Annotated in this window: 22 protein-coding genes; 12 read left to right on the top strand and 10 right to left on the bottom strand. The window is 43.7% G+C overall.

Annotated elements, in window-relative coordinates; translation table 11 throughout:
* The first annotated feature begins 63 nt into the window (after nucleotides 1-63).
* The 5 genes from CKW02_RS09390 (at nucleotide 64) to CKW02_RS09370 (ending at nucleotide 5,495) form a co-directional block, all read left to right on the top strand.
* A complete protein-coding gene (locus CKW02_RS09390) occupies nucleotides 64-798 on the top strand; it encodes a DUF421 domain-containing protein (protein WP_372706112.1) in 735 nt (244 codons plus the stop codon).
* A gap of 92 nt (nucleotides 799-890) precedes the next feature.
* On the top strand, nucleotides 891-1,871 hold the full coding sequence (locus CKW02_RS09385; protein WP_003216121.1) for a pectinesterase family protein: 981 nt from the start codon (nucleotides 891-893) through the stop codon (nucleotides 1,869-1,871).
* A gap of 127 nt (nucleotides 1,872-1,998) precedes the next feature.
* Nucleotides 1,999-3,483 carry a D-alanyl-D-alanine carboxypeptidase/D-alanyl-D-alanine endopeptidase gene (gene dacB / locus CKW02_RS09380; protein WP_095117808.1) on the top strand — a complete coding sequence of 495 codons (1,485 nt, stop codon included), beginning with the start codon at nucleotides 1,999-2,001 and terminating at the stop codon, nucleotides 3,481-3,483.
* A gap of 19 nt (nucleotides 3,484-3,502) precedes the next feature.
* Entirely contained in the window at nucleotides 3,503-4,870 is a 1,368-nt protein-coding gene (locus CKW02_RS09375) for an MATE family efflux transporter (protein ID WP_003215779.1), read from the top strand.
* A gap of 64 nt (nucleotides 4,871-4,934) precedes the next feature.
* Complete coding sequence (locus CKW02_RS09370; RefSeq protein WP_003215580.1) at nucleotides 4,935-5,495, top strand: CatB-related O-acetyltransferase; 561 nt, start codon at nucleotides 4,935-4,937, stop codon at nucleotides 5,493-5,495.
* A gap of 20 nt (nucleotides 5,496-5,515) precedes the next feature.
* Here the strand turns inward: CKW02_RS09370 and CKW02_RS09365 are convergent, their stop codons facing one another.
* Nucleotides 5,516-10,024, bottom strand: a complete 4,509-nt coding sequence (locus CKW02_RS09365) for a beta strand repeat-containing protein (RefSeq protein WP_095117807.1) — start codon at nucleotides 10,022-10,024, stop codon at nucleotides 5,516-5,518.
* A 174-nt stretch (nucleotides 10,025-10,198) separates the two neighbouring features.
* Here CKW02_RS09365 and CKW02_RS09360 point away from each other — a divergent pair, with 174 nt between their 5' ends.
* Nucleotides 10,199-11,218, top strand: a complete 1,020-nt coding sequence (locus tag CKW02_RS09360) for an LLM class flavin-dependent oxidoreductase (protein ID WP_095117805.1) — start codon at nucleotides 10,199-10,201, stop codon at nucleotides 11,216-11,218.
* 38 nt (nucleotides 11,219-11,256) lie between these two features.
* On the opposite strand, the gene CKW02_RS09355 is transcribed toward CKW02_RS09360, so the two are convergent.
* On the bottom strand, nucleotides 11,257-11,877 hold the full coding sequence (locus CKW02_RS09355; RefSeq protein ID WP_044141318.1) for an acetate uptake transporter: 621 nt from the start codon (nucleotides 11,875-11,877) through the stop codon (nucleotides 11,257-11,259).
* Nucleotides 11,878-12,020: 143 nt separating this feature from the next.
* Here CKW02_RS09355 and CKW02_RS09350 point away from each other — a divergent pair, with 143 nt between their 5' ends.
* Nucleotides 12,021-12,842: a uroporphyrinogen-III synthase gene (locus tag CKW02_RS09350; RefSeq protein ID WP_003210881.1), complete on the top strand. Its 822-nt coding sequence runs from the start codon at nucleotides 12,021-12,023 to the stop codon at nucleotides 12,840-12,842.
* Nucleotides 12,843-12,882: 40 nt separating this feature from the next.
* On the opposite strand, the gene uptA is transcribed toward CKW02_RS09350, so the two are convergent.
* The gene (uptA, locus tag CKW02_RS09345) at nucleotides 12,883-13,485 is read right to left on the bottom strand and encodes an undecaprenyl phosphate transporter UptA (protein WP_003211157.1); all 603 of its coding nucleotides are present in this window, start codon (nucleotides 13,483-13,485) and stop codon (nucleotides 12,883-12,885) included.
* 290 nt (nucleotides 13,486-13,775) lie between these two features.
* Here uptA and CKW02_RS09340 point away from each other — a divergent pair, with 290 nt between their 5' ends.
* Nucleotides 13,776-14,006: an excisionase family DNA-binding protein gene (locus CKW02_RS09340; RefSeq protein WP_003212354.1), complete on the top strand. Its 231-nt coding sequence runs from the start codon at nucleotides 13,776-13,778 to the stop codon at nucleotides 14,004-14,006.
* A 20-nt stretch (nucleotides 14,007-14,026) separates the two neighbouring features.
* Nucleotides 14,027-15,016, top strand: a complete 990-nt coding sequence (locus CKW02_RS09335; protein ID WP_034619848.1) for a hypothetical protein — start codon at nucleotides 14,027-14,029, stop codon at nucleotides 15,014-15,016.
* Between the two features lie 12 nt (nucleotides 15,017-15,028).
* On the opposite strand, the gene CKW02_RS09330 is transcribed toward CKW02_RS09335, so the two are convergent.
* From CKW02_RS09330 to CKW02_RS09305, 6 genes are all read right to left on the bottom strand, one after another.
* A complete protein-coding gene (locus CKW02_RS09330) occupies nucleotides 15,029-16,129 on the bottom strand; it encodes a Ger(x)C family spore germination protein (RefSeq protein WP_003212267.1) in 1,101 nt (366 codons plus the stop codon).
* The gene (locus tag CKW02_RS09325) at nucleotides 16,126-17,226 is read right to left on the bottom strand and encodes a GerAB/ArcD/ProY family transporter (RefSeq protein WP_003212426.1); all 1,101 of its coding nucleotides are present in this window, start codon (nucleotides 17,224-17,226) and stop codon (nucleotides 16,126-16,128) included. Before CKW02_RS09325 ends, CKW02_RS09330 begins: the two co-directional genes overlap by 4 nt.
* Before the next feature lie 12 nt (nucleotides 17,227-17,238).
* The gene (locus CKW02_RS09320; RefSeq protein WP_095117940.1) at nucleotides 17,239-18,726 is read right to left on the bottom strand and encodes a spore germination protein; all 1,488 of its coding nucleotides are present in this window, start codon (nucleotides 18,724-18,726) and stop codon (nucleotides 17,239-17,241) included.
* A 73-nt stretch (nucleotides 18,727-18,799) separates the two neighbouring features.
* Nucleotides 18,800-20,143, bottom strand: coding sequence for a (Fe-S)-binding protein (locus CKW02_RS09315; protein WP_003212223.1), 1,344 nt, complete (start codon nucleotides 20,141-20,143; stop codon nucleotides 18,800-18,802).
* Nucleotides 20,140-21,549, bottom strand: a complete 1,410-nt coding sequence (gene glcD, locus CKW02_RS09310) for a glycolate oxidase subunit GlcD (protein WP_003211525.1) — start codon at nucleotides 21,547-21,549, stop codon at nucleotides 20,140-20,142. Before glcD ends, CKW02_RS09315 begins: the two co-directional genes overlap by 4 nt.
* A 77-nt stretch (nucleotides 21,550-21,626) precedes the next feature.
* Nucleotides 21,627-22,760, bottom strand: coding sequence for a CdaR family transcriptional regulator (locus tag CKW02_RS09305; protein ID WP_003210762.1), 1,134 nt, complete (start codon nucleotides 22,758-22,760; stop codon nucleotides 21,627-21,629).
* A gap of 125 nt (nucleotides 22,761-22,885) precedes the next feature.
* On the opposite strand from CKW02_RS09305, the gene CKW02_RS09300 reads away from it, so the two are divergent.
* On the top strand, nucleotides 22,886-23,464 hold the full coding sequence (locus tag CKW02_RS09300) for a hypothetical protein (RefSeq protein WP_003210826.1): 579 nt from the start codon (nucleotides 22,886-22,888) through the stop codon (nucleotides 23,462-23,464).
* A 20-nt stretch (nucleotides 23,465-23,484) separates the two neighbouring features.
* Here the strand turns inward: CKW02_RS09300 and CKW02_RS09295 are convergent, their stop codons facing one another.
* Nucleotides 23,485-24,246 carry a DeoR/GlpR family DNA-binding transcription regulator gene (locus CKW02_RS09295; protein ID WP_003211096.1) on the bottom strand — a complete coding sequence of 254 codons (762 nt, stop codon included), beginning with the start codon at nucleotides 24,244-24,246 and terminating at the stop codon, nucleotides 23,485-23,487.
* A 122-nt stretch (nucleotides 24,247-24,368) separates the two neighbouring features.
* Between CKW02_RS09295 and CKW02_RS09290 the strand changes: the two genes are divergently transcribed.
* The gene (locus CKW02_RS09290; protein WP_003211486.1) at nucleotides 24,369-25,175 is read left to right on the top strand and encodes a tyrosine-protein phosphatase; all 807 of its coding nucleotides are present in this window, start codon (nucleotides 24,369-24,371) and stop codon (nucleotides 25,173-25,175) included.
* A 24-nt stretch (nucleotides 25,176-25,199) separates the two neighbouring features.
* Nucleotides 25,200-26,738, top strand: coding sequence for a glycoside hydrolase family 10-like protein (locus CKW02_RS09285; RefSeq protein ID WP_034619853.1), 1,539 nt, complete (start codon nucleotides 25,200-25,202; stop codon nucleotides 26,736-26,738).
* Nucleotides 26,739-26,827 lie beyond the last annotated feature (89 nt).

Below are 26,827 nucleotides of genomic sequence, written 5' to 3'. Positions count from 1 at the left end.
CTCATTGCTTGAGGTAGACGACGTTTTACTTTGTAAACGGTTTAGATCCTTCCTTTCATGTATATGCTGTATGTAAATGCAGCAAGAAAGGAAGGAATTTTTGTGCCGTTTCTTAGTATTTTGATTGAACTGTTTATCGGATTTTTTGCCTTATTTTCTATAACAAAATTATTAGGGAAAACACAATTTGCACAAATCACGCCGTTTGATTTTATTTCTGCACTGATTTTAGGCGAAATGGTCGGAAACGCCATTTTTGACCCAGAAGTCAAGATTCAGCACATTTTGTTTGCTGTTGCGGTATGGGGCGTTCTCATCTATACAGTTGAATGGTTTTCACAGCGCTTTAAAGGTATTCGAGCCTTTTTAGAAGGAAGACCGACACTTGTCATTGATCAAGGGAAGATTCACTACAAACGTTTAAAGAAAAATATGCTTGATCTCAATCAGCTGCAGACACTGATTCGCGCGAAGGGTCATTTTGCTTTGAATGAAATTGAATATGCCATTTTGGAAACAGACGGCTCGGTGAGCGTTCTTCCGAAAATGAAATACGCAACAGCCACCGCAGAAGATGTGAACGTGAAGGGAAAAGAAGTCAAATTGCCTAGAACGTTTATTATTGATGGCGAAATTTTAAAAAAAGATTTACAAGAAGCTGGTTTCGATGAAACATGGCTGAGTGAGCAATTAAAAAAGCAGCACATTTCTTCTTATCGAGACGTTCTATTTTGTGAATGGATTGAAAATGAAGGGATTTATGCAATGAAATATGAAAAGTCTAAAAAACATCCATAACATCTATAAGTGGGTGTTTTTTTGTGCGTGTCATGAATAGGATCAAAAAGAATGTTTGATTGAAAACGTTCACAAAGAGGAGGAGATGTACGATGAAGTATGGAAAGGTATGGCTTGTAGTCGTCTTGTCTTTATTACTATTGAACCAAGCTTCACTTCAAGCAGCCGGACATCAGAATCAAACAAATCGCGTCCTTGTGGTCGATCAAAAGGGAAATGGCTCGTTTCGAACCGTTCAATCTGCCATTGATGCGATTCCAGTGAACAATCAACAGCGCGTCACGATCTATATTAAAAATGGTGTGTATAAAGAAAAAATCCTACTTCCGCAAAATAAACCTTACGTGTCCTTTATCGGGGAAGACCAATACAAGACGATTCTGACGTATCATGATACAAATGCAAGTACTGGCAGCACAACAAATAGCTCAAGCACAATGATTCGTGCGAACGACTTTTACGCAGAAAATATCACCTTTCAAAATACGGCAGGCAGACATGCTGGTCAGGCGGTTGCACTATACGTGTCCGGCGACCGGGCTGCGTTCAAACAAATACGGGTCTTAGGCTATCAAGATACGCTTTATGCAACAGGTACAGGCCGGCAATATTATGAAAACTGCTATATCGAAGGCACGGTCGATTTTATTTTTGGATCAGCCACAGCCGTGTTTAAAAGAGCTGAAATAAAAAGTCTTGGAAATGGGTATATTACTGCAGCATCCACAACAGAAGCGCAAAAGTATGGATATGTATTCATCGATTCTACGCTCAAAAAGGGAACGGCTGCTGCTCAATCAGTTTATTTAGGACGTCCGTGGCGGCCTCATTCTGCTGTGACATTCCTCTATACAAAAATGGATGATCATATAAAGGTAGATGGATGGCATAACTGGGATAACCGTGATAACGAAAGAACAGCAAGATATAAAGAATATGGATCGACAGGAGCAGGAAGCAACGCAGCAAATCGCGTAAAATGGTCCAGTATTTTATCGAAAAACGAAGCAAGTCAAATCACAGTGCAAGCTGTTCTTAGCGGAACCGATGGCTGGAATCCAGAAAAAAGGTAAAGAGCTTGTCAGTTTTCGTCAAAGAAAGCTGACTTTTCTGTTTAAAAAACCTTTGAGAACAAACGTTCTTTTGTGTATAATGAACATATTCTTCTAAAATTGGCTGCGACTAAAAAGGAGGGATTGCGTGAAGCGTTTTTCACAGATCTTGTTTTTACACATATGTATCCTGTCGATTTTATTTCTCCCTTTTTCAGCAAAAGATGATCAACTTACAGCTCGTGACGACTCACTGCCGTGGGTGACAGCTTTAGATGAATTTATACGAACAGCACCTGGTTTAGAGGGCGCGATCTCTGGCATCAGCGTCCGCGATACTTCTGACTCCTCTCTTCTTTATGAACATCAAGCCGATATTCGTCTTACTCCTGCTTCTAATATGAAACTGCTCACATCAGCCATCGCCCTTGATATACTAGGAGAAACACACACATTCCCGACAGACATCTGGATAGATGGTTCTATTCAAAAGAAAACGTTACATGGCAACCTGTATCTACACGGTACCGGGGATCCGACTTTATTAGAAGAGGATTTTGTAGCACTTGCCAAACAAGTGAAAAAGACCGGAATACATACAATTCGCGGACAGCTTGCGGCAGACGATACATGGTATGATGACACAAGATATTCGATTGATTTACCTTGGAGTGATGAGGATCAATATTACGGTGCACAAATCTCTGCTCTCACGGCTTCACCGAATCAAGATTTTGATGCAGGAACCGTGATTCTCGAAGTAAAGCCAGGCAAAAAAGCTGGGCAAAAAGCAACCTATGACATGATTCCGAAGACTTCTGTCCCTCAAGTCATCAATCAAGTAAAAACCGTGCCAAAAGAAGGGAAAAAGAAGATTTCTTTTAAGCGCTCTCACGGCACCAACAAAATCACTTTAACTGGCGCCATTCCGGTGAAAGCGAGTGCATCTAGACAATGGGTAGCATTATGGGAGCCATCCTCTTATGCGTTAGATTTAATGAAACGAGCGTTAAAGGCGGAAGGGATTCACGTAAAAGGACCGCTTAAAATAAAACAAGTTCCTAAAAAAGCCAAGAAAATTGCCACCCATTCATCGATGCCTTTATCAGAGCTCCTTGTTCCCATGATGAAACTCAGCAACAATACCCATGCAGAAATGTTGCTGAAGGAACTTGGAAAACAAGTGAAAAGCAAAGGGAGCTTTGAAGATGGACTGGATGTGATGAATGAACGGCTTCCTGCATTCGGCATCGATCCATCTCTTGCAGTGCTGCGAGATGGGTCAGGCATCTCACCTATTAACCTTGTTTCTGCCAACCAGTTCACGTTATTTTTAACAAACATTCAAAAGGAAAAATGGTTTAAGACCTATGAACATGCGCTTCCGTTAGCAGGAGCAAGTGACCGAATGGTGGGAGGGACGTTAAGAAACAGGTTGAAAGAACCAGCTACACTAGAAAAAGTACGTGCAAAAACAGGTTCATTAACTACGGTCAGTACACTTTCTGGATATATTGACACGAAGAGCGGAAAGACGCTCGCTTTTTCCATTTTATTAAATCATCTTGTTGATGACGAAAAAGGGAAAGAGATAGAAGACCACATTGTCAGCATTTTAGCTGAGAATCTTTAGATAGAGAAGGAGAACCATCATGACGTTAGATAACAATCAATCTTTAGTAAAAACCATGTCCATTTTTCTCGTCCCGCTTTTGCTTAGCAATATTTTGCAATCAATCGGACAGCTTGTATCCATTGTCCTTGTCGGCAGATGGATTGGAGAGGATGCAGTAGCTGCCATTTCTGCATTCTTTCCGCTTTTCTTTTTACTCGTTTCTTTTTCCATCGGAATTGGATCGGGAAGTTCAATCCTTATTGGACAAGCGTATGGAGCAAAAAATGAACAAAGATTAAAAGAAATTATTGGCACAACGCTTTCATTCACTTTTTTGATCGGACTTTCTTTAGCAATCATTGGAGGTTTTTTTGCAACAGATATCTTAAATCTCATGGGAACACCTGCGAATATCGTGGAGGAAAGTGCGGCTTATGCCAGAATTCTATTCATCTCAATGCCGATCTTATTTCTTTATTTTGTTTACACGACTTTCCTGCGAGGGACAGGGGATTCAAAAACGCCTTTTTATTTCTTAATGATTAGTACGGCAACGAATATTTTGATGCTGCCGATTTTATTATTTGGCTGGCTGGGACTGCCGGCATTTGGTTTATACGGTGCTGCGTATGCTTCTGTGATTTCAACCATTGTGACGTTTATTATTCTACATATCTACTTATATAAAACAAAACACCCGCTTCGCATCGATGCATCGGTTAGAAAGCATTTATTGATGAAAGGGGATCTACTAAAAACATTATTAAAGCTCAGCATTCCATCGAGCATTAATATGATCCTTATTTCTTTATCAGAAATTGCTGTTATTTCCTTTGTCAATGATTATGGATCACAGGCGACTGCTGCCTATGGTGTTGTTAATCAAGTTGTGAGCTATGTGCAGATGCCGGCGGTGAGTCTTGGCATTGCGGTCTCGATCTTTGCAGCACAATTCATCGGCGCAGGGAATATCAACCGATTGAAAGATGTGATAAAAATCGGGCTAGGGCTCAATTTTGCCATAGGCGGATTCATTATTATCATTGTTTATCTCTTCGCACCGCAGATTTTATCTATCTTTTTAACAGATTCTAAGACGATTGACATTGCCTATAGCTTAGTTGTCATTACATTATGGAGCTATCTTATTTTTGGAACAGCCCAAATTGTTGCAGCCACGATGAGAGCAAGCGGAACAGTGCTATGGCCAACGATCTTTAGTATTTGTTCCATTTGGCTTGTAGAAGTACCAGTCGCTTATGTGCTATCGCACTACACAACCCTTGGCATCAAGGGCATCTGGATTGGCTATCCTGCGGCTTTCTTTGTGAACTTACTCCTTCAATATGGCTACTATCAGCTCGTATGGAAGAAAAAACAGATTGTAGCGCTAGTGCAGTCATAATGTAAAAGTGTGAAGCAGCATATACATACGAAGATCTATCACTTTTCAGGAGGTCTGATCTTCTATGTATTTGAATCAAAGAAGTGAACTGAGCGCGTACAATATCGGTGATTTTTCTTATGCCGGACCAGATTTCCAAGTGCTGACGTGGGGAGAAGGAACAACATTAAACATTGGAAAGTTTTGTTCCATCGCAAACGAAGTCAAAATTTTCCTTGGCGGTGAACACCGTACAGATTGGGCCACAACGTATCCGTTTAATCAAATTTTCAAGGAAGCTTCTCACATTAAAGGACATCCAAAGTCAAAAGGAGATGTCCACATAGGACACGATGTCTGGATTGGTTATGGAGCAACAATCATGTCAGGAGTATGTATAGGGAACGGAGCAGTGATTGGTGCAAATAGTGTCATCACAAAAGATGTGCCCCCATATGCGATTGCCGCAGGAAATCCGCAGCAGCTCATGAAATACCGATTTTCATCTGAAATAATCGAAAAACTTCAGTTATTAGAATGGTGGAATTTAGAGTTTACCGTCATCCAATCTATTTTTCACCTCTTACAATCTGATGATATTGAACAATGTATAAATGTCGTAGAAGACATAAAAAAGAAAGGCTGAAAAAGCCTTTCTTTTTTTGTTTAGCTGAGCCGTATAATGGTCAAGGTTGCTCCTGCAGCACCACCACCGCCAACTAATATAGCTGTGACAACCGCCCCAAAAAACTGCAGTGAAATGGTATTACCAGCTGTTAAATTAACAATGACAGTATTGTTAATAAATGAAGTAGAGATAACAGGTGATTGGACAGAACCAGAAATAGTAGTTGCTCCATTTAAAAGCAAACGTGTGTTAATCAAAAGTGCTGTAGTGGTATTGACTTGATACGTAATATAATATTTACCAGTTTGTAGAACGGTAAAAACAGTATTTGTGCCGTTTGCTGTAAAACCAGTAATGTTTTGAAAGTTTGGTAAAGGAATATTGGTTCCCCCGGCTACAGTAACAATGGTAGGACCAGAACTATTAGCAGCATAAAGAGCTGTATCCGTAAAACCACCTGTTCCAGTAGGTCCAGTTGAACCAGTGATACCTGTGGCTCCAGTAGGTCCAGTATCTCCGGTTGCCCCAGTGGCACCAGTAGGGCCAGTATCTCCGGTTACACCTGTTGGTCCAGTAGGGCCGGTATCTCCGTTTACACCTGTTGGTCCAGTAGGGCCGGTATCTCCAGTTGAGCCAGTTGATCCTGCTGCAGCCAGTAATGTGTAGTCTGGGGAAGTATCTGGTGTACCTGTCGGTGGTGCAGTATTTACTACATACGTACTGCCATTAAAGGTCACTACTTGCCCTACTTGGTAAGTAGGGCTGATTACCGGATCAAACGCTTCAATACCTGTTAACCCTGCACCAGTAGCTCCCGTTGGACCGGTATCTCCAGTTACACCTGTAGGTCCAGTTGGACCAGTATCTCCGGTCGCACCAGTGGCTCCCGTTGGACCGGTAGCTCCAGTAGGACCGGTAGCTCCGGTCGCACCAGTAACTCCCGTTGGACCAGTATCACCAGTGGCACCAGTAACTCCAGTAGGACCGGTATCTCCAGTTACACCTGTAGGTCCAGTAGGACCAGTAACTCCGGTCGCACCAGTGGCTCCCGTTGGACCGGTATCTCCGGTTACACCTGTTGGTCCAGTAGCACCAGTAACTCCGGTTGGACCAGTATCTCCGGTCGCACCAGTAACTCCAGTTGGGCCGGTATCTCCGGTTGCACCAGTAACTCCCGTTGGACCGGTATCTCCGGTTGCACCAGTAACTCCCGTTGGGCCGGTATCTCCGGTTGCACCAGTTGCTCCAGTAGCTCCAGTAGGCCCGGTATCACCAGTCGCACCAGTAACTCCCGTTGGACCAGTATCACCAGTATCACCAGTAACTCCAGTAGGACCAGTTGCTCCAGTAGGGCCGGTATCTCCAGTAGGACCAGTATCTCCGGTTGCACCAGTGGCTCCAGTAGGACCGGTATCTCCGGTTGCACCAGTAACTCCAGTAGGGCCGGTATCTCCGGTTACACCTGTTGGTCCAGTTGGACCAGTATCACCAGTGGCACCAGTAACTCCAGTAGGACCGGTATCTCCGGTTACACCAGTGGCTCCAGTTGGACCAGTATCACCAGTGGCACCAGTAACTCCAGTAGGACCGGTAGCCCCGGTCGCACCAGTGGCTCCAGTAGGGCCGGTATCTCCAGTAGGACCGGTATCTCCAGTCGCACCAGTAACTCCAGTAGCACCAGTAACTCCAGTTGGGCCGGTATCTCCGGTTGCACCAGTAACTCCCGTTGGACCGGTATCTCCGGTTGCACCTGTTGGTCCAGTAGGACCGGTATCTCCGGTTACACCTGTTGGTCCAGTAGGACCGGTATCTCCAGTCGCACCAGTAACTCCAGTAGGACCGGTATCTCCGGTTGCTCCGGTAGCACCAGTTGCTCCAGTAGGGCCGGTATCTCCAGTAGGACCAGTATCTCCGGTTGCACCAGTGGCTCCAGTAGGACCGGTATCTCCGGTTGCACCAGTAACTCCAGTAGGGCCGGTATCTCCGGTTACACCTGTTGGTCCAGTTGGACCAGTATCACCAGTGGCACCAGTAACTCCAGTAGGACCGGTATCTCCGGTTACACCAGTGGCTCCAGTTGGACCAGTATCACCAGTGGCACCAGTAACTCCAGTAGGACCGGTAGCCCCGGTAGCACCAGTGGCTCCAGTAGGACCGGTATCTCCAGTCGCACCAGTAACTCCAGTAGCACCAGTAACTCCAGTTGGGCCGGTATCTCCGGTTGCACCAGTAACTCCCGTTGGACCGGTATCTCCGGTTGCACCAGTAACTCCCGTTGGGCCGGTATCTCCGGTTGCACCAGTTGCTCCAGTAGCTCCAGTAGGCCCGGTATCACCAGTCGCACCAGTAACTCCCGTTGGACCAGTATCACCAGTATCACCAGTAGCACCAGTAACTCCAGTATCACCAGTAACTCCAGTTGGGCCGGTATCTCCGGTTGCACCAGTTGCTCCAGTAGCTCCAGTAGGACCGGTATCACCAGTCGCACCAGTAACTCCCGTTGGACCAGTATCACCAGTAGCACCAGTAACTCCAGTAGGACCGGTATCTCCGGTTACACCTGTTGGTCCAGTAGGACCGGTATCTCCAGTGGCACCAGTAGCACCAGTAGCACCAGTAACTCCCGTTGGACCAGTAACTCCAGTAGCACCAGTAACTCCAGTAGGACCAGTAACTCCAGTAGCACCAGTAACTCCAGTTGGGCCGGTATCTCCGGTCGCACCAGTGGCTCCAGTAGGGCCGGTATCTCCAGTAGGACCGGTATCTCCGGTCGCACCAGTAACTCCCGTTGGACCAGTATCACCAGTGGCACCAGTAACTCCAGTAGGACCGGTATCTCCGGTTACACCTGTTGGTCCAGTAGGACCGGTATCTCCGGTTACACCTGTTGGTCCAGTAGGACCGGTATCTCCAGTCGCACCAGTAACTCCAGTAGGACCGGTATCTCCGGTTGCTCCGGTAGCACCAGTTGCTCCAGTAGGGCCGGTATCTCCAGTAGGACCAGTATCTCCGGTTGCACCAGTGGCTCCAGTAGGACCGGTATCTCCGGTTGCACCAGTAACTCCAGTAGGGCCGGTATCTCCGGTTACACCTGTTGGTCCAGTTGGACCAGTATCACCAGTGGCACCAGTAACTCCAGTAGGACCGGTATCTCCGGTTACACCAGTGGCTCCAGTTGGACCAGTATCACCAGTGGCACCAGTAACTCCAGTAGGACCGGTAGCCCCGGTAGCACCAGTGGCTCCAGTAGGACCGGTATCTCCAGTCGCACCAGTAACTCCAGTAGCACCAGTAACTCCAGTTGGGCCGGTATCTCCGGTTGCACCAGTAACTCCCGTTGGACCGGTATCTCCGGTTGCACCAGTAACTCCCGTTGGGCCGGTATCTCCGGTTGCACCAGTTGCTCCAGTAGCTCCAGTAGGCCCGGTATCACCAGTCGCACCAGTAACTCCCGTTGGACCAGTATCACCAGTATCACCAGTAGCACCAGTAACTCCAGTATCACCAGTAACTCCAGTTGGGCCGGTATCTCCGGTTGCACCAGTTGCTCCAGTAGCTCCAGTAGGACCGGTATCACCAGTCGCACCAGTAACTCCCGTTGGACCAGTATCACCAGTAGCACCAGTAACTCCAGTAGGACCGGTATCTCCGGTTACACCTGTTGGTCCAGTAGGACCGGTATCTCCAGTGGCACCAGTAGCACCAGTAGCACCAGTAACTCCCGTTGGACCAGTAACTCCAGTTGGGCCGGTATCTCCGGTTGCACCAGTAACTCCCGTTGGACCGGTATCTCCAGTTGATCCTGCTGCAGCCAGTAATGTGTAGTCTAGGGAAGTATCTGGTGTACCTGTCGGTGGTGCAGTATTTACTACATACGTACTGCCATTAAAGGTCACTACTTGCCCTACTTGGTAAGTAGGGCTGATTACCGGATCAAACGCTTCAATACCTGTTAACCCTGCACCAGTAGCTCCCGTTGGACCGGTATCTCCAGTTACACCTGTAGGTCCAGTTGGACCAGTATCACCGGTCGCACCAGTGGCTCCAGTAGGGCCGGTAGCTCCAGTAGGACCGGTATCTCCGGTTACACCTGTTGGTCCAGTAGAACCGGTATCACCAGTAACTCCAGTAGGACCGGTATCTCCGGTTACACCTGTTGGTCCAGTAGGGCCAGTATCTCCAGTTACACCAGTGGCTCCAGTAGGACCGGTATCTCCAGTTACACCTGTAGGTCCAGTAGGACCAGTATCTCCGGTTAGACCAGTGGCACCGGTTGCCCCAGTAGCGCCAGCAGGTCCGGTGGGTCCTATAGGCCCAGCGGGACCTCTTCGTCTAACCCTTTGAATTGGTTTTGATTGTTTTTCTCCTTTTGCACTGTGACAGAGAGGATTTCCTTGAGGTCTATTTTGTTTCAAAAGTTCTTGTTTGATAAATGGACAGTCTCTTCTTTGAGGACGGTCATGACGTGATCTTTTGTAATGAGGCTGTTCATGATATTTACCGCAAAAGGGACATTTGTGATCGAATTGATTGTACAAATTGCCCATCTCCTAAAATTGATATTTCATTCTATGAGCAAATTTTTAAATTGGAAGTAAAACCTAGAAAATCATCATTTCGAAAATCATCGAATCAAATCATTTAAATGTTTGATGATTTTATGTTATGGTGTTGAAAGTATGGGACTAGTATGATTTTTGACAGAAATGGGGACATCATTTATGAGTCAATCAGTTTTACAGCGCACAGCTTATTCCGTTTTAAATTTATCCTCTGTAACAGAAGGCGGCACCATTAAGGAATCTTTTGAACATAGTATGGATTTAGCAAAAAAGGCGGAGAAGTGGGGTTATCATAGATACTGGCTGGCAGAACACCATAATATGGAAGGTGTTGCGAGTTCTGCAACGTCCGTTTTAATTGGGTATATTGCTGGCGGAACCGAAAAAATTCGAGTAGGATCTGGCGGAATTATGCTGCCAAACCACTCTTCACTTGTCATTGCTGAACAATTTGGGACACTTGAGACATTATATCCGGGGAGAATTGATTTAGGTCTTGGCAGAGCACCAGGGACAGATCAGTTAACGGCAAGGGCGCTTAGACGTAATCTTCATAATGGAGAAGATTTCCCTGAGCAGCTAGAAGAACTTCGGCAATATTTTAAACCAACCGGACAAGTCAAAAAACATGTAAGAGCCGTTCCGGGAGAGGGTCTAAACATCCCGATTTGGCTGCTTGGTTCAAGCGGTTTTAGCGCAAGACTTGCAGGAGAACTTGGATTGCCATTTGCCTTTGCCGCACATTTTTCACCTAAAAATACAATTCCTGCTTTAGAGTTGTATAGACAGTCATTTAGACCTTCTGATGTGTTAAAAGAGCCTTATGCCATGGTGGGGGTGACAGCTTTTGCTGCAGATCAAACAGAGCGAGCTGAATATTTGGCAACCTCTCATTATCAGCGGTTTTTGAGTCTCATTCGAAATACTCCAGGAAAACTCAAAGCGCCTGTCGACAGTATGGACGGCCTTTGGAGTCCATATGAAAAAGCGATGGTGGATGAACAATTAAGTTCGACAATGATCGGGGATAAAGAAAAGGTGAAAAAAGAATTGGAAGCCTTTATTGAAGCCACTCAAGCAGACGAAGTGATGATTAATTCGGATATGTTTGACCATCAAGAAAGAATGCGTTCATATGAAATCATCGGCGAGATCTTCCAAGAAGCACAAGAAAAATAAACATAAAAAAGAACTGCACAAAGCAGTTCTTTTTTTACTTATGCTTTTGTAAAAATACGAAATGGTTGTCCAATTGGCAGTACAGTACGGCCAAAATGAGTATTGAGCACAACTGCTGCTGAACCATAAAATGAAAGTAGGGAAATGATCAATTCTGCAATGCCGGCAATGGTATGAGTCACGTCGTACATCACACCAAATGAGCTTAGGGAAAGACCAAGGAATAAGAAATCAATAAAGACGAAAATCAAAAATAATACTTTATGTGTTTCCATTGCACCAATCGTCATAAACAAGCTGAAAATTAAATACCCGATAAACGCAAAACCTAGTTGTTTTGGATCTGCTGCTCCCGCAAGCGTTTTCCCAAAAACGCCCGCTTGAATGAGCCAAGTCGTTCCAACGCCCATCCAAAAAAGACCGAATGCGCCAAAGGCAGTGGCTCCAAAAATATTGTGGTGCTTTGAATCTTGTATGGACGCGATCAGCTGCGCGATGCCTCCAAGGAAGATAGCCCAAGGTAAAATAAGGGAAGTGCCATCTGTAATTCCTAGTTTTTGTGAGGACGCAACGAGCGTCACCATTGCTAAACCAAACAAACCAAGTGGTGTTGGGTCTGCAATTGATAATCGATAAGCTTGAACATTCTGTTTTTCCATAATGACCTCCTACAATTTGCACTTACAAAAGATACTCGAATTCCACCGAAACGTCAAGCTCTTTTTTAGTAGACACTTGCAACGTCTTCCAAATAAATCTATATTTAATACATATCAAATGTGATAGAAAAAGAGGGATAAAATTGAGTAAAGGCTTAGCTGGAAAAACGATTGCCATTTGTGGAACGAGAAAAACAGAAGAAATGCGTACACTTGTCGAAAAACAAGGGGGACAAGCCGTTATTCGTTCTCTTCAAGGAACCGTATTTTTAGCCAAAGAGGAGTTAAAGCCAGGCATTGAAACCTTTGTGAAAAAAGGCGCCGATTGGGTGATTTTAACAACGGGTATCGGGACTGATACATTAATTGAGAGTGCAGAAGAGCTTCATTTAGGGGAAGCATTTATGCACATTCTATCAAATGCCCAGATTGCTTCAAGAGGATACAAAACCTATGCTGCACTCAAAAAACGCGGAATTCAGCCAGACGTGTCTGATGAAGATGGAACGGTGCGTGACCTAATCTCAAAGCTTGAAGGCAAAGAGTTTCAAGACAAACGTGTCATGGTGCAGCTGCACGGAGAAAACGCTCCGGCTCTCATGAAGTTTTTACATGACAAAGGGGCAGATGTATTGCAGCTTTTACCTTATCAGCACACACCACCTGAACCAGAAGCTGCAGAAACATTACTTCAAGAAATGAAAGATGGAAAAGTCCACGCCGTCTGTTTTACAACCGCTGTTCAGGTGCACGCCTTTTTCACACTAGCGGCAAAATGGGAAAGAAAAGAAGAACTCCAAGCGCTATTTGAGCATCACGTACTGGCAGTAGCTGTTGGAAAAGTCACAGCTGAAGCTTTAAAAGAAGAGGGAATTGACCGGCTTCTTGCCCCGTCACTTGAGAGAATGGGTGCAATGATTATGGAATTATCCCAATATATGAAAAAACAATCCTTACACTCATAGAAAAAACGCCTTTCACTAGATCAGTGTCAGGCGTTTTTCATTAGATTGTCCTTTTTCGGTTCGTACGAATTTTTTTAAAGACGAAATAGAGAACGATCAGGCCGATCGCAATGGCCATAATAGGGGTTGTATAAGCGTGAGCAACACTTTGAATGTGATCCCATTTTGTCCCGAGCTGCATGCCAAGATAAATAAACAAGATAGACCAAGGGATGGCAGCTAATCCCGTCAAGAGAACAAATTTCAAAAAAGGCATTTTGGCAATACCCGCTGGAATGGAGATGGCATGGCGCACAACAGGAATAAAGCGTGCTGTAAACACTACACCGGTACCATATCGATCAAACCAGCGCTCTGCAGTGGCGATATGATGCTCATGGATGAATAAGTATTTTCCGTACTTTGTTAAAAAAGGTCTTCCGCCATAAAGACCGATCCAGTATATAAAACACTGTGCGAGCGTACCTCCGATGACGCCAGCGATAACAGCTCCAACAAAACCGATTGTTCCTGTCGACACCATATATCCGCCATAAGCAAGAACAATTTCACTCGGAATGATTTCAATCATCAGACCTAGTGCTACACCTACATAACCAAGGCTTGTCAGCCAAGTTAAAATTTCATTAAACAAGGTTCCCATTCATTTCACTCTGCCTTTAAATACGAATTTTCTTCAAGCATCCTTTTAAAAGCCTATGCTTGTTTTACTTTTCTCATGAGTCTGCTTTCCGCTTACCTCTCTGAAGGTCAAACCGAAAAACGCCCATCAAGCAAACTTTATCATACCATATTTGCTCGCACCTAGACGATCTACTTGCTGAACACTTGTTATCATGATATCAGGAAAGAAAATATGAACAGGCGGCTTCCGTTTTTTTCAACAGATCATGATATAATTTGTTAGATGAAACGAACGGGTGGTGCATAAACATGTATTTAACAATCGAAGAAACAGCTGAATACTTAGAAGTATCAGAGGCGTATATTGAGAAATTAATTCAGCAAAAAAAGATCCGCTTTGTATTTGACGGAGAATCATATCTCATTTATCAAGGACAGTTTCAAACGCATATGAAGCAGCTTGAACAATACAAAGAGCTCGTCCAAGAGATTTTAAATGAACCGATTCCTGAAGATATAGATGTAAAGGACGAAGATTAGATTCAAAGGAAGTGAATGGAGTGGAAAAAGTCGTCTTATGTGAAGCCTGTCAAAAAAACGCAATGGATGTGGTAGAAGATACTGATGAACCGAAACAACCTTATCAATTATGTCAGCCGTGTCACAAGAGACTACTCAACAATTCTTTACGACCGATTGAATGGTATAACTTAGCCGTTCTCCATTCTCCTAAACAATTTTTATTGCATGATGACTTTTATGGAGAGGATGGACAGGCTTTCCAATCAGAGGATGATGTCATCGTCACCAAAGAAGATAAAGCCCCCACATTACAAGACGTGCGGCAAGATTTGGCGTCTTTAATAAACTTCTCAATTACTAGGTGGTTTCTTGAGGATGATGTCATTGATGCGCTGAAACAGCATGATCAGCAAAGGACCTTAGACTCTGTTCAAAGCCGGTTTGATGAGACTCAGCATATCGAAGTGAAATCACGCATGTTAGAAATTGTGGCTGATGTTTTAGGTACATCTGCCGCTGGGTGGGTAAGGGAGCTGGTGAATCAGGCTGACGAAGAATTTCTTTATCCACTTTCATGGGCAGCGGCCAGCAGTTTGCCAGAAGATGAAGGTTTACAACATGTAATAGAAAAATTGAAATCGATCAGTGAAAAAGAATTACCGACAGCTGCTTTTATCTGTCTGTACCGTTTCCACTCTAACAAAGTATTAAATTGGATGGAGGTCACTTGCACTCATTTTCACGTTCATTGGGGAAGGCTGGCAGCCTTAAGCTGTCCAACCTGGGATAGAATGAAAACATGGCTAGACAAAGGAAGACCTTTCAGTTTAATTGCCCTTGAAACAATGACACACTGTGCTAAAGGGAATAGACCGGTCCTTGTGGAACAATGTTCACCTAAGATCCTTCACACAGATAAAAGTGAAGTAGAGAACACTTTAAATGACTATCTTCAAAAAGATGGCGTTCCAAGAGTCAAAACGAACGTGTCTACCATATTGAACAATAAAGAAGATATTTTCGAATAATTTCCAACTCCTTTATTGACTGACACCAGTTTGTACAATTTTCATATGGCATTTAACTAGTACATCCGCATCAGGATAGATTTCCTGCCATTTTTCTGGTGTCATGGCTTTGTCTTTTGATCGATACCTTAAGCCTAGCCCAAGCGGATCAATATGTTGCTTTTTAAAGGACTGAACAAGGTCTTGTCCTTGCTGAACGACATGTTTTTCTACTTCTTTTTCGACTTGGTCCAATATATTCGGTTTATCAATTTTTTTGGATTTCATGAACTCTTTTAATTCACCCTTCAGCTTGATATCAATCGTGATATGAGGCTTTTTTGTTAGGTTATTCGTTGGTTTGATCTGGTAGGACACATGTGATTTGATATTTTCAATGACGACATGGGTCTTTGCTTGATCAGCCAATTGAAACTCGTAGATACCATTTTTATGATTTTCAATCATCGCTTTAAATGTGAACGTGTCTTCTCCAGGGATATGACCGACCATTTTTTCCTGATCAAACAGAGCAACTCCTGTGACTTTAATGGCGTTGCTCGTTTTCTTGATGTAAGGCAGGTAAGCATCGACTCCTTTTGCCAGCATCTGATTCATGAAAATATGCTGATTAGTGACAGGTTGATTGCCATTTCGCATATTTTGGGACAACAGATCAGAGAGATACACACCTATATTTAAGTTCGTTTGATTCATTTTTGTATATAATAAGTCTTCAACTTCTCCGCCTACAATCGCAAACACTTGGCGTGAACCAATGATAGGATCACGATAAATGTAATTCATTAAATCGATCATGCCGACTTCCTTTGCTAATTTTTCACTCACTAAAATAACGAGCACCTGACCCATGACGACTGGAAAAGGTGATTTTTCTGATACGAGAAACTGAATATTACTAATGGTATTTGACCTTGCGCTTAATATTTGATAACTTCCTTGCTCCTCACTTTTAAAGACAGGGAAGACAAAGAAGCCCTTCATTTCTCCATCTTCGATTAAATCAAATCCTGCCGCCTGAGAGATATTTAATTCATCTAAAAGGCGAGGCTGTGCACAGCTAGTTAAGAAGAGACTAAACAACATGAGACCCGTGAGTATATAATGTTTCATGCTCGTTTTTTCACCCACCTTTTTTTCAACATCAGTCCAATAACCATACAGACAATCAAGCCATATACAAGAAAGTATCCGCTATATTCCACCCATTGGTTAAAGGTTTCAAAAGAAGTCGCCCCCGTAAAAAATGAAAACATGACCAGAATGAGGATGCTGAGCGCGATGAACGTGACGCGCTGGCTTGTATGAAGCACTTGTTTTGCCATTCGGCTCGCGGCCCACAGTGGAATCGCGATATTCGGAATGATTAAAAGCAGCCAAAGAGACACTTCGATAAATTCAAAGCGCTGGATAAACGGGAGCTTCACAATGCTTGTTAACGTTAACGTCGGCCATTTTGTTAATTTAAGCTGAGCACTTGAGTAATACGCAATGGAGACGAGAAAGACGAGTAAATTTAAGCATGTCGTAAATAATGCCCCCATGTGAGCAAATTTTTGAGACGTCTGCGCATGTTTAATAAAGGGATAATAGACAAGCAGTGTGCCAAAACCAAACATGGATAATGAAGCATCTTTGACTCCCATCAACAGCTGCGAAAATGTATGATCAAACATCGGGAACATGAAACGAATGTGACTATATTTCATGGCATAAAAACAAATAAACGTCATCCAATACGTCAGTACAATACTAAAAAATGCCCATCCAGCAATCGTTCTAAACCCGCCGGTATGAATGTAATACACGAGCAGCAGAAGTACAGACGCAAACAATAGACCAGGAATTTCTTTAAACAGCCATACATGGATCACATCCATATAATGGACGAGAACGGTCAACGACAAAGAAGCAAAATATAAGATATAGAGAATGTTGAATAATTGCCCAACCCACTTGCCAAATACATATTGCGTGATATCACCAAATTCATCCGAAGGGGCCTTTTTAAACATCATGTACATAAGAAAGATCATGACATTGACACTGAAGCCAGAAATCAGAATGGCGATCCATCCATCATTATTCATAGAACGAACAAGGTTTGTTTGAAAGTTTAAAATGCCAACACCAACTTGATTAGCATTAACGAGAAAAAACACAAAAAAAGGGGAAACTTGAAATTTCTCTTTTACAGAAGAAGAACTCATGCTTTCACTTCCTTATTCATAAAAATCATTTTTCCCCTTACGGCCTTGCTTAGGCTTTTGCCGATGGATGGTTTCATTTTGCGGGCGTAAATTTTCCGGTCTTTTATTCAAAAAACGAAGCTGAGGACGAATTAAACTGCCCTTTAGATCTGTCAGGCGCAGCGGAAAAATAGGCTCTAGATACGGACGTCCAATAGACGTTAATTTCATTAAATGGGTGAGAAGGAATGATCCCATCACTGCAATACCTAATGCACCCCACACCTGTGCCGCAAGTAGAAAGGGAAATCTCAGCAGCCGAATGGCACTGCCCATTTTGTAAATAGGGGTGACAAATGAGGCAAGAGCAGAAAGGGCAACAATAATGAGTAAAATATTACTTGTTAATCCTGCTGCCACAGCAGCCTGTCCAATGACAATCCCTCCAACAATCCCGAGCGTCTGACCGACTTTAGCCGGAAGCCTCGAACCCGCTTCTCTTAGTAATTCAATCGAAATCTCTAAAAATAGCGCCTCAATGATTGGAGGAAATGGAACCAGATAGCGGGAGGCCACAATGGTTTCTAATAAGTCTTTTGGAATTAGCTCATAATGAAACGTTAAAACGGCTACATATAAAGGTGTCGCAAAAATGGAAAATATCACAGCAAATATGCGTAACAGCCTAAAGCAAGAAGCCGCAATCCACGACATATTGTAGTCTTCCATAGTGGAAAAATACTCAAGTAAAATCGTCGGGGCAAGCAAGACATGAGGCGAGCCATCCACTAATATGGCAATTTTCCCTTCTGATAAACCTGAAGAGACGCGGTCGGGTCTTTCTGTATTTAAAAACAACGGAAAGATCGTATTGGACACATCATAAAGCATCTGTGCAAGGTAATTTGCATCTAAAATTTGATCAAAATCAATGTCTTCAATACGCTGGAGAACGGTTTCAATGTTTGTCGGATTAGCAATCTCTTCAATATATAACACCGCTACTTTTGTTTGCGAAAGCGTGCCAACCGTCTTTTCTGACACTTTCAGGTTCGGTGTCGGCAGCCGCCGTCTGACCAAATTTAAATTGGTATCCAAAACCTCCACAAATGCTTCCTGTGCACTAATAATGCCAAATTCTATCTCGGGCGGACCTACTTGTCTGCCTTTCTTTTCTTCAATCGGGATCAGAAGCGCTTTGCCCCAATCCGTTTCGAGCCGAATGGCCAAGTTACCTAAATGAAGCGCTTTTTCCACTTCCTGAAGATCGGTCGTGATGACGGACTGTTCAATGGGAATTCGTTCTTTCAGCTCCTCAAGAGTAGGGGTGAGATGTAATTCTTTCATGCAGGGCAAAATTTGTTCATGGAGTAGATGCCCATTAATTAAAGAACGAAAAAAAGAAATTCGATAAAGAAACCCTTCACTTCGTGACAACTCGTTTGTAAAATCAGAGGAACGTGACAATGCCTCAAATACTGAATTTGGGTCCTTTTGATGTTGTTTGTTTTTCTTCAGCACTTGAACCATCTCCTTCCGCAATTTTCCTCTATTATCCAACCAATTGCCGGAAGATATGCATGAAAAAAAGCGTTCAGCTTGATGTGCTGGACGCTTCTTTTCCATATTGAACCGCTTCTAATAAAAAATCTACGAGATGAACAGCACGCATGCTGTTCGATTGTCCTGAACGTTTGATACCTGCTGCCATTTGCAGCTGGCAGCCTGGATTGGACGTGACAATAGCAGTCGCAGCTGTTTGACTAGCTTCTGTCATTTTATGATCTAAAATTTGCATCGACATTTGTGGCTGCAAGATATTATAAATTCCGGCGGATCCGCAGCAGCGGTCGGCATCCTTCATTTCTTTAAATGATACCCCTTGAATTGCCTTCATGAGCACCCTTGGCGCTTGCTGTACACCCATTCCGTTCCGCAAATGACAGGAATCTTGATAGGTGATGACTTGCTCTGGCAAAGCAAGCGGCGTACGGCCGTGAAATTCCAGCTCCACGAGAATGTCTGATATATCCGTGATTTTCTGTGAGAAGGCTTCACCTCGCTTTTGAAAAGACGGATCATCCTTTAGTAAATAATCATAATCACTTAAAAAGGCACCACATCCGCCCGCATTCATGACAATGGCATCTGCCTCAACCTCCTCAAATGCTTCAATATTCCGCCTTGCTAGCTCTTTCGCTTGCTCTTTTTCTCCACTATGACCATGAAGTGCACCGCAGCACGTCTGAACAGGAGGGACGACAACGTCACAGCCGGCCAGCTGCAAAAGCTGGATGGTCGCTTCGTTTGTGCTGGAAAAAACGGTGTCCATTAAGCAGCCAGTAAAAAAGGCGACACGTTTTCTTGCTGTGCCAATGGCTTTGTATTCTAACGCACGGCTTTTTTGTTGTCGCGGCACCTTTGGAAGGGCCTCTTCCATCAGCTGTAAATGCGGCGGAAGTACCTTTAGCATGCCAGACTTGCGGGCGGCCGTTTGCAGACCAGAGGTTTGATAAAATCGCAGTAGTCTAGCCGCTTGACGCATCCGGCTTTCGGAAGGAAAGAGTCCTTTAAACACAACACGTCTCACAAATTTGACAGGAAGGGATTGTTTTTTGTGCTGCTGAATGATGTCTCTTGCATCCTCAAGTAAACGTCCATATTTGACGCCTGAGGGGCAGACCGGTTCACATGCACGGCAGCCAAGACAAAGGTTCAATGAATGTTCGACATCTTCATCAGGCTCAATCACGCCGTCTCTTACAGCCTTCATTAAAGCAATTCGGCCTCGGGGAGAGTGCGTTTCTTGTTGACCGGATTCGATATAAGTAGGGCAGGAAGGGAGGCAGAAGCCGCAGCGCATGCAATTGAGCAGCTCCTTTTCATCCATTTGCTGTTGAAATGTTTGCTGAATCTTTGTTTGTTTAGAGGAATTCATGAGACCACCACTCGCTTCCTTGCCGCTTTTCCAAACACCTTATCAGGATTCATGATATTTGCTGGATCTAGCGCTTGTTTGATCGCTTTCATTGCAGCGATTCCTTCTTTTTTGACCTTTAGCTCCAAATAGGGGGCTTTCATTAGACCCACACCATGCTCACCCGTAATGGTGCCGCCAAGGGAGACTGCTTTTTCAAAAATGGCCTGAAAGGCTTCTTCAACCCGCTTCATTTCTTCTTCATTTCTTGCATCAGTTGCACAAGTAGGATGCAGATTTCCGTCACCTGCATGACCAAATGTACAGATTTTCACGTCGTACTCTCTCGCAATGTCTTCGATCGCGCGCACCATGTTCGCAATTTCAGAACGGGGCACTGTGGCATCTTCTAAAATGGTCGTAGGGCTTAAACGGGCGAGGGCAGATAAAGCGGCTCGCCTCGCTGTTAAAAGGGCACTTGCTTCTTCTTCAGAGTGTGCGATATTCACTTCTTTTGCACCGTGCTGCTGACAAACCTTTGCAATGCTTTGCATATCACGGGAAACAGCCTCAGGATTGCCGTCCTGTTCGATTAATAGCACCGCTTGAACGTCAGTCGGCAGGCCGATTTTGGCAAAGTCTTCGACGACTTCTAGTGTCGGCTGATCCATAAATTCTAACGTGGCGGGGATGATACGCTCTGCAATAATCGCCGAAACTGATGCAGCTGCTTCCTCAAGGCTTTCATATAAACAAAGCATCGTTTGTTTTGTTTCTGGAAGCGGCAAAAGCTTTAGCGTGGCTTCAGTGACAATTCCGAGCGTTCCTTCTGATCCAACAAATAAACGGGTCATATCATACCCGGCCACGTCCTTTGCGAGCTTGCCGCCCGTTTTGATGATGTCACCATTTGGCAGAACCACTTCAAGTCCAAGTACATAATCTCTCGTCACACCATATTTTAACCCCCGGAGCCCACCTGAATTTTCATTAATATTGCCGCCTAACGTCGAAATTTTCATCGAGCTTGGGTCTGGTGGATAGAAAAGGCCTCTTGCCTCTACTTGGTGAATGAGTTCCTGTGTGATCAAACCAGGCTGGACCGTTGCAGTCAGGTTTTCTTCGTCAATTTCGATGAATTGGTTCATTCTTGTAAACAACATCACAAGTCCGCCTTGTGTAGGACAGGTGCCTGCACAAAGGTTCGTACCGGATCCTCTTGGCACAATCGGCACCTTATATGAGGCGCAGAGCCGAACAATTTGCTGGATTTCCTCAGCCGTGTGCGGGCTTACGATGACATCTGGCATATGCTGAAAATTAGGCGTTGCATCATAAGAATAAGCAAGCCGGTCTGCCTTGCTGCCCTGTACATAAGACGCCCCGACAATCTCTTTTAATTGACTTGAAAATTCAGAATTCAACATGTATATTCACTCCTACTGATTAGACATACCGTTTCTTTCAGTATAAAAAAAGAATCGCCTCATGCCTATGGACGATTCTACAAAATATCGGGCTTCTCGCCTCGTTTATTTGGATGATGATCTAATAGCATCAAGGCTAAATAAAAGAGCATCGCATCCTGCATGCGTTTCGGATCAAGTGTCGTTAAATCTTGGATACGTTTTAGCCTGTAATGCAGTGTATTGATATGTACGTGCATCGCTTCCGCAGTATATTTTAATGAGCAATCTGACGTCATGAGTACACGCAATGTTTTCACTAGTTCAGGGTAGGGGAGAAGCGGGACAATCGTTCGATCAAGGAACACTTCTTTTGTTTCCTGACTCACTTCTTCTATAAAAAGTTCAAGTGTTAAATCTTCATCAAACACAATCGGTGTATCTGCATTCGCCATTTTTAAAGCACGAAAGGCTTGATGAAATGATTGCTTCATCATCTGTCCAGCTGCAGGTTTTCCCGCACCTATCAAAACCTTTGACTTAGGACGTGCGGTGAGCGCAGCATGGATGTGAAAAAGACGCTGCCGCAAAGTATCACGATCATTTGCCGAGGTTTGCAGCATGAGCAAAAAGCGGGCATGTCCCCAGCGGACGATCATTTCCTGATTGGTGAGATGCAGCATTTCCTTCACTTTTTTGTATTGATCCTGCTTCATAAACGATTCATCGTGACAATCAATGAGGACGACCGCACGCTGCTTATTGATATCAAGCTGAAGCCGCGCTGCTTTTTCAGTGAGATCGATGGCTGTCTCTGGCAGATGAAGCCAGTCGAACACAAACGCTTCAAGCTGCCGTTCATCGGTTTCCGTTTCTAGAAAAAATTCATGTTCTTGAATAAGCAATTCGGTCATTTTTCTTAATATTTCGCCAAATGGAGAGACATGGACGGGATTTCCTGTCATCCCAATCACACCAATGACCTCTTGCTTAAAATAAATAGGCAGATTGATGCCAGCTTTGACCCCTTTCATTCGTTGCTCATCATCCTTTGTGAGAATTCGTTTTTGTCCTTCAAAGGATGTCAAATATGCCCCTTCATGAAATTGACCAATGCGCGCTGGATCTGTTGCCGCTATGATGGTGCCGTTTGTTTGTGTAATGATGATTTCCTCAGTCAGCACCTTTTTGACCTCGTCTACGATTTTTTCTGCCAGTGTCATTGTGAGCAAAACGTACCCCTCCGAGATGTTTCTTTTGACACTATCATACCATCATATGCTGAGCCATATCTTTCTTTTCATGAGTTATGCTAAAATAATACACGCACATGAAGGAGAAGAAAGGAGACATAGCCATGTCGCTACAAAATCGCTTACAAGATTTATTGAAAGAAGAACAAGCGCTGACAGACTTTGAATATGACGAAGCGGCGCGCCACAATTGGCCTTTAGAGGGTGCAAGAATAAAGGAAGAGGCACGCTTTAGCGATGTATATATAGAGCGTGTAAACAAAGAATCCGAGGACATGATTCAATCAGAGGGCGCCTCATTTCTAAACACACCGCTTACATATGTAAAACAACATCAAAAAGAATTCATTTATATCGAATCAAAGTGGTTTGATGTGGTGAGAGTCGATGGATTAGCCATTGAATGGGACGAAGTATTTCAAACGTATACCGTGTTATTCGGTTTCAAACGTCCTAAAAAAGACACAGGCATTCTAAAGGACATGCTGGCTTCATTAAATGGTGCGCAGCTTCAATTTAATGGGCAAGACGGCTTGTTTGATGTGAATTTACAGCTTCTTGAGCTTGAGGACATCCATGAAGATATGCCCTTCATTGAAGTCATCTCAGCCGTATACCGCTTTTTATTCCGCCTGATCATGCAGCTTGAAATGAATGAATCAAACAACGGCTCAAATTCCTGAGCCGTTGTTTTGTGATCCATCTATTTTGATGAAGGCGTGACAAACCGTACATCATGCTCTTTTCCATATTGAAGATAATCTTCATTTGGCTGTTTATTCGTCACGACGACATCAAGATCTTGCAAATGACAAAATGTGGTCAAAGCGTAATGATTAAATTTACTATCATCCACTAATAAAAACGTTTTGGCACTTTTTTCAACAACCGTCTTTTTAATATCCGTTTCAAGCGGGGACGAATTCGTGACGCCGTGATCAATGGATAAACCAGTTGATGCGATAAAGGCTTTATTGACATTGTAAGCTTTCAAACGCTCTACACTTTGATAGCCAACGAATGAATTCGTTTTTCTCTCAAGCATCCCGCCGGTGGAAAAGATAGTGAAATTCTCATAAGGCATCGCCTGTGTAATAAAATCTACATTATTGGTCACAACAGTCACCTGTTTCTCAGTCAAATAGGGAAGCATCTCAAGTGTTGTCGTTCCAGAATCAACAAAAATCATATCCCCATTCTCCACAAAAGCAGCAGCCGTTTGACCAATCAATTGCTTTTTATTCAGCTGACGGGTCTTTCGCTCCTGATATACTACTAATGTTGAATGATTCACAGCCACTCCGCCATATACTTTTTTGAGCACGCCGGACTCGACCAATGCTTGTACATCTCGGCGTATCGTGTTTTTTGAAACGCCAAAATGCGCCACAAGCTCATCTAGTGAGGCAGATTCTCGGTCAAACACATACTCTTTGATTTGCTGAATCCGTTTTGTTTTGATCATGCTACATATCTCCAATCCAACTGAATGTGCTTTTTCCATTATACCAAATGGCTTCTCTTTTCCCCATCTCGATAAAAGCGTATGATAGAGAAAAGAACGTAACGGAAAGGACTTTCACTTCTATGAATCAATCAAACAACCCATTTTCAAAGCTTGCGAATTTTAGAGAAGTAGGGGGACTTCACACAACAGATGAAATGGTGATCAGGGAGGGGATGATTTATCGATCCGCAGATTTGTCCCGTCTGACGAAACAAGATATCGAGACGTTTTCGACCCTTGGGATTCAAACCGTTTGTGATCTTCGTACAGCCTCAGAACGCAAATCACATCCGCCAAAGATCAAGGAACATAACAAAATCGTCCATATTCCCATGCATCCTGACAGTAAGATGCCAAGTAAATGGACCATGTTTCGTATGCTGGTAGCAGAAGGGAAATCTTTCACTTTCACACCGATTATGAAGGATTTATATCAAAGCATGCTCACAGAGCGTAAAGAAGAAATTCAGCAACTGTTCACACTGCTTTCAGATAAAAGCAATTACCCGCTGATGCTTCACTGCACAAGCGGTAAGGACCGGACAGGCTTTTTATCTGCCCTCATTCAATTAGCAGCAGGTGTACCGATGTCTGCCGTTTTAAGTGAATACATGCGCTCTAACGAAGGGGTGAAAATGCTTGTCAGAAGGCAGCAGCGATTTGTCCGGATGATGAGTTTATATCGGGTATCAAAAGAGCAAATTCAGCCGCTTCTCGGTGTGCAGCAAGATTATCTGGGAGATGTGCTAAACGAAATGATGGAGACATACGGGAGTGCACAGCGGTATTTAATCGAGGCTTGTGACATCCCTGAAGCCCAGCTCAAGGAAATGAAAAACATCCTGCTGACACCATCTGCTGGCATTCGATCTCAAAAAGCGGAATAAACTGATGATGAGGTGATGAAAAAAATGGTGAAAAAGATCTGTATGACGTGTCTAACACTAATTTTAATGTTTGTATTCTTATTGATTCCTTCTAGCAGTCTAGCTCGTCCAATCCCAAAAGGGAAGCTTGAAAGCACAAGAGAGATGCGCGCAGTATGGATCGCATCGGTTTATAATTTAGATTGGCCTTCAAAGAAAGGGCTGCCTGTCAAAGAGCAAAAAGAAGAGTTTATTCATTTGTTAGATGAGATCAAAGCGATGAATATGAATGCCGTGATCATGCAAATTAAACCGACAGCAGATGCCTTTTACCCTTCGGCATACGGGCCGTGGTCCGAATATTTAACCGGCACGCAAGGGAAAGATCCCGGGTATGACCCGCTTGAATTCATGATCGAAGAAGCTCATAAACGCGGGCTCGAATTTCACGCTTGGTTTAACCCGTATCGCATCACAATGAATCATACCGATCTCAGCCGTTTATCAGCCGATCACCCGGCAAAAAAACATCCTGATTGGACCATTGCATACGGAAATCAGCTTTATTTCAATCCAGGCATTCCAAAAGCTCAGGAGTTCATTGTCGGCGGTATAGAAGAAGTCGTGAAAAACTACGATATTGATGCAGTGCATATGGATGATTATTTTTACCCGAATAAAATAGCCGGTGTGCCGTTCCCAGATCAAGAAACGTATGAAACATATGGAAAAAAGGCATTTACGCATATAGAAGATTGGCGAAGAGATAATGTGAACCAATTGGTCAAGCAAATCAACGACACCGTGAAGAAAGTAAAGCCGTATGTGAAATTTGGTATTAGCCCATTTGGAGTATGGCGCAACATAAAGGATGATCCGTCTGGTTCAAATACCACAGCAGGGATGACCAATTACGATGATTTGTATGCTGATACAAGAGAGTGGATTCAACAGCATGATATCGACTATGTCACCCCGCAAATTTACTGGAGCATCGGTTTTCAGGCAGCCGCCTATGACGTGCTCACGAAATGGTGGTCAAATGAAGTGAAGGGAGAGCCTGTTCACCTGTACATTGGTCAGGCGACGTATAAAATTAATCAAAACAGTGATCCCGCTTGGTCAGATCCAGAAGAATACTTTCGGCAGATCCAGCTAAACAGACAGTCACCTCTCGTACAGGGAAGCATGCACTTTAGCCTAAAGGATATCAACCGTAACCCTTTGAATGTCAAAAATCGATTGATAGAAGATGCGTACCGTAAACCGGCTCTCATTCCAGAAATGCCTTGGCTTCATCAGAAAGCGCCAAAAAAACCAATCATTCAATCTATTAAAAAAACAGCAGATGGTGCAGCTTTACAGATCAAAAATGATCCGCAATCTACCGCATCCTATTATGCAGTCTATCGATTGACGACGAAAGGAACATATGAGTTGCTTCAAACTGTTAGAAAAGAAACTGGTACGCTGACATCCGTCAAAGATCTTTCAGTTCACCAGAATAAGAGTGTTACTTACAAAGTAACGGCTCTCAATCGTCTTCATCACGAAAGCAAACCTTCTACAAAAAGAGTGAGATAACGAAAAAGCATGAATGAGGATTTTCTTCGTTCATGCTTTTTTCTATTATTTTTGTTTTAATTTTCTGAATTCAGCCAAGCTTGGCATGA

Source organism: Bacillus pumilus (assembly GCF_900186955.1).
Taxonomy (GTDB): domain Bacteria; phylum Bacillota; class Bacilli; order Bacillales; family Bacillaceae; genus Bacillus; species Bacillus pumilus.
Note: the sequence above shows the minus strand (reverse complement) of the source record. Positions and strands in the feature narration are given on the sequence as shown.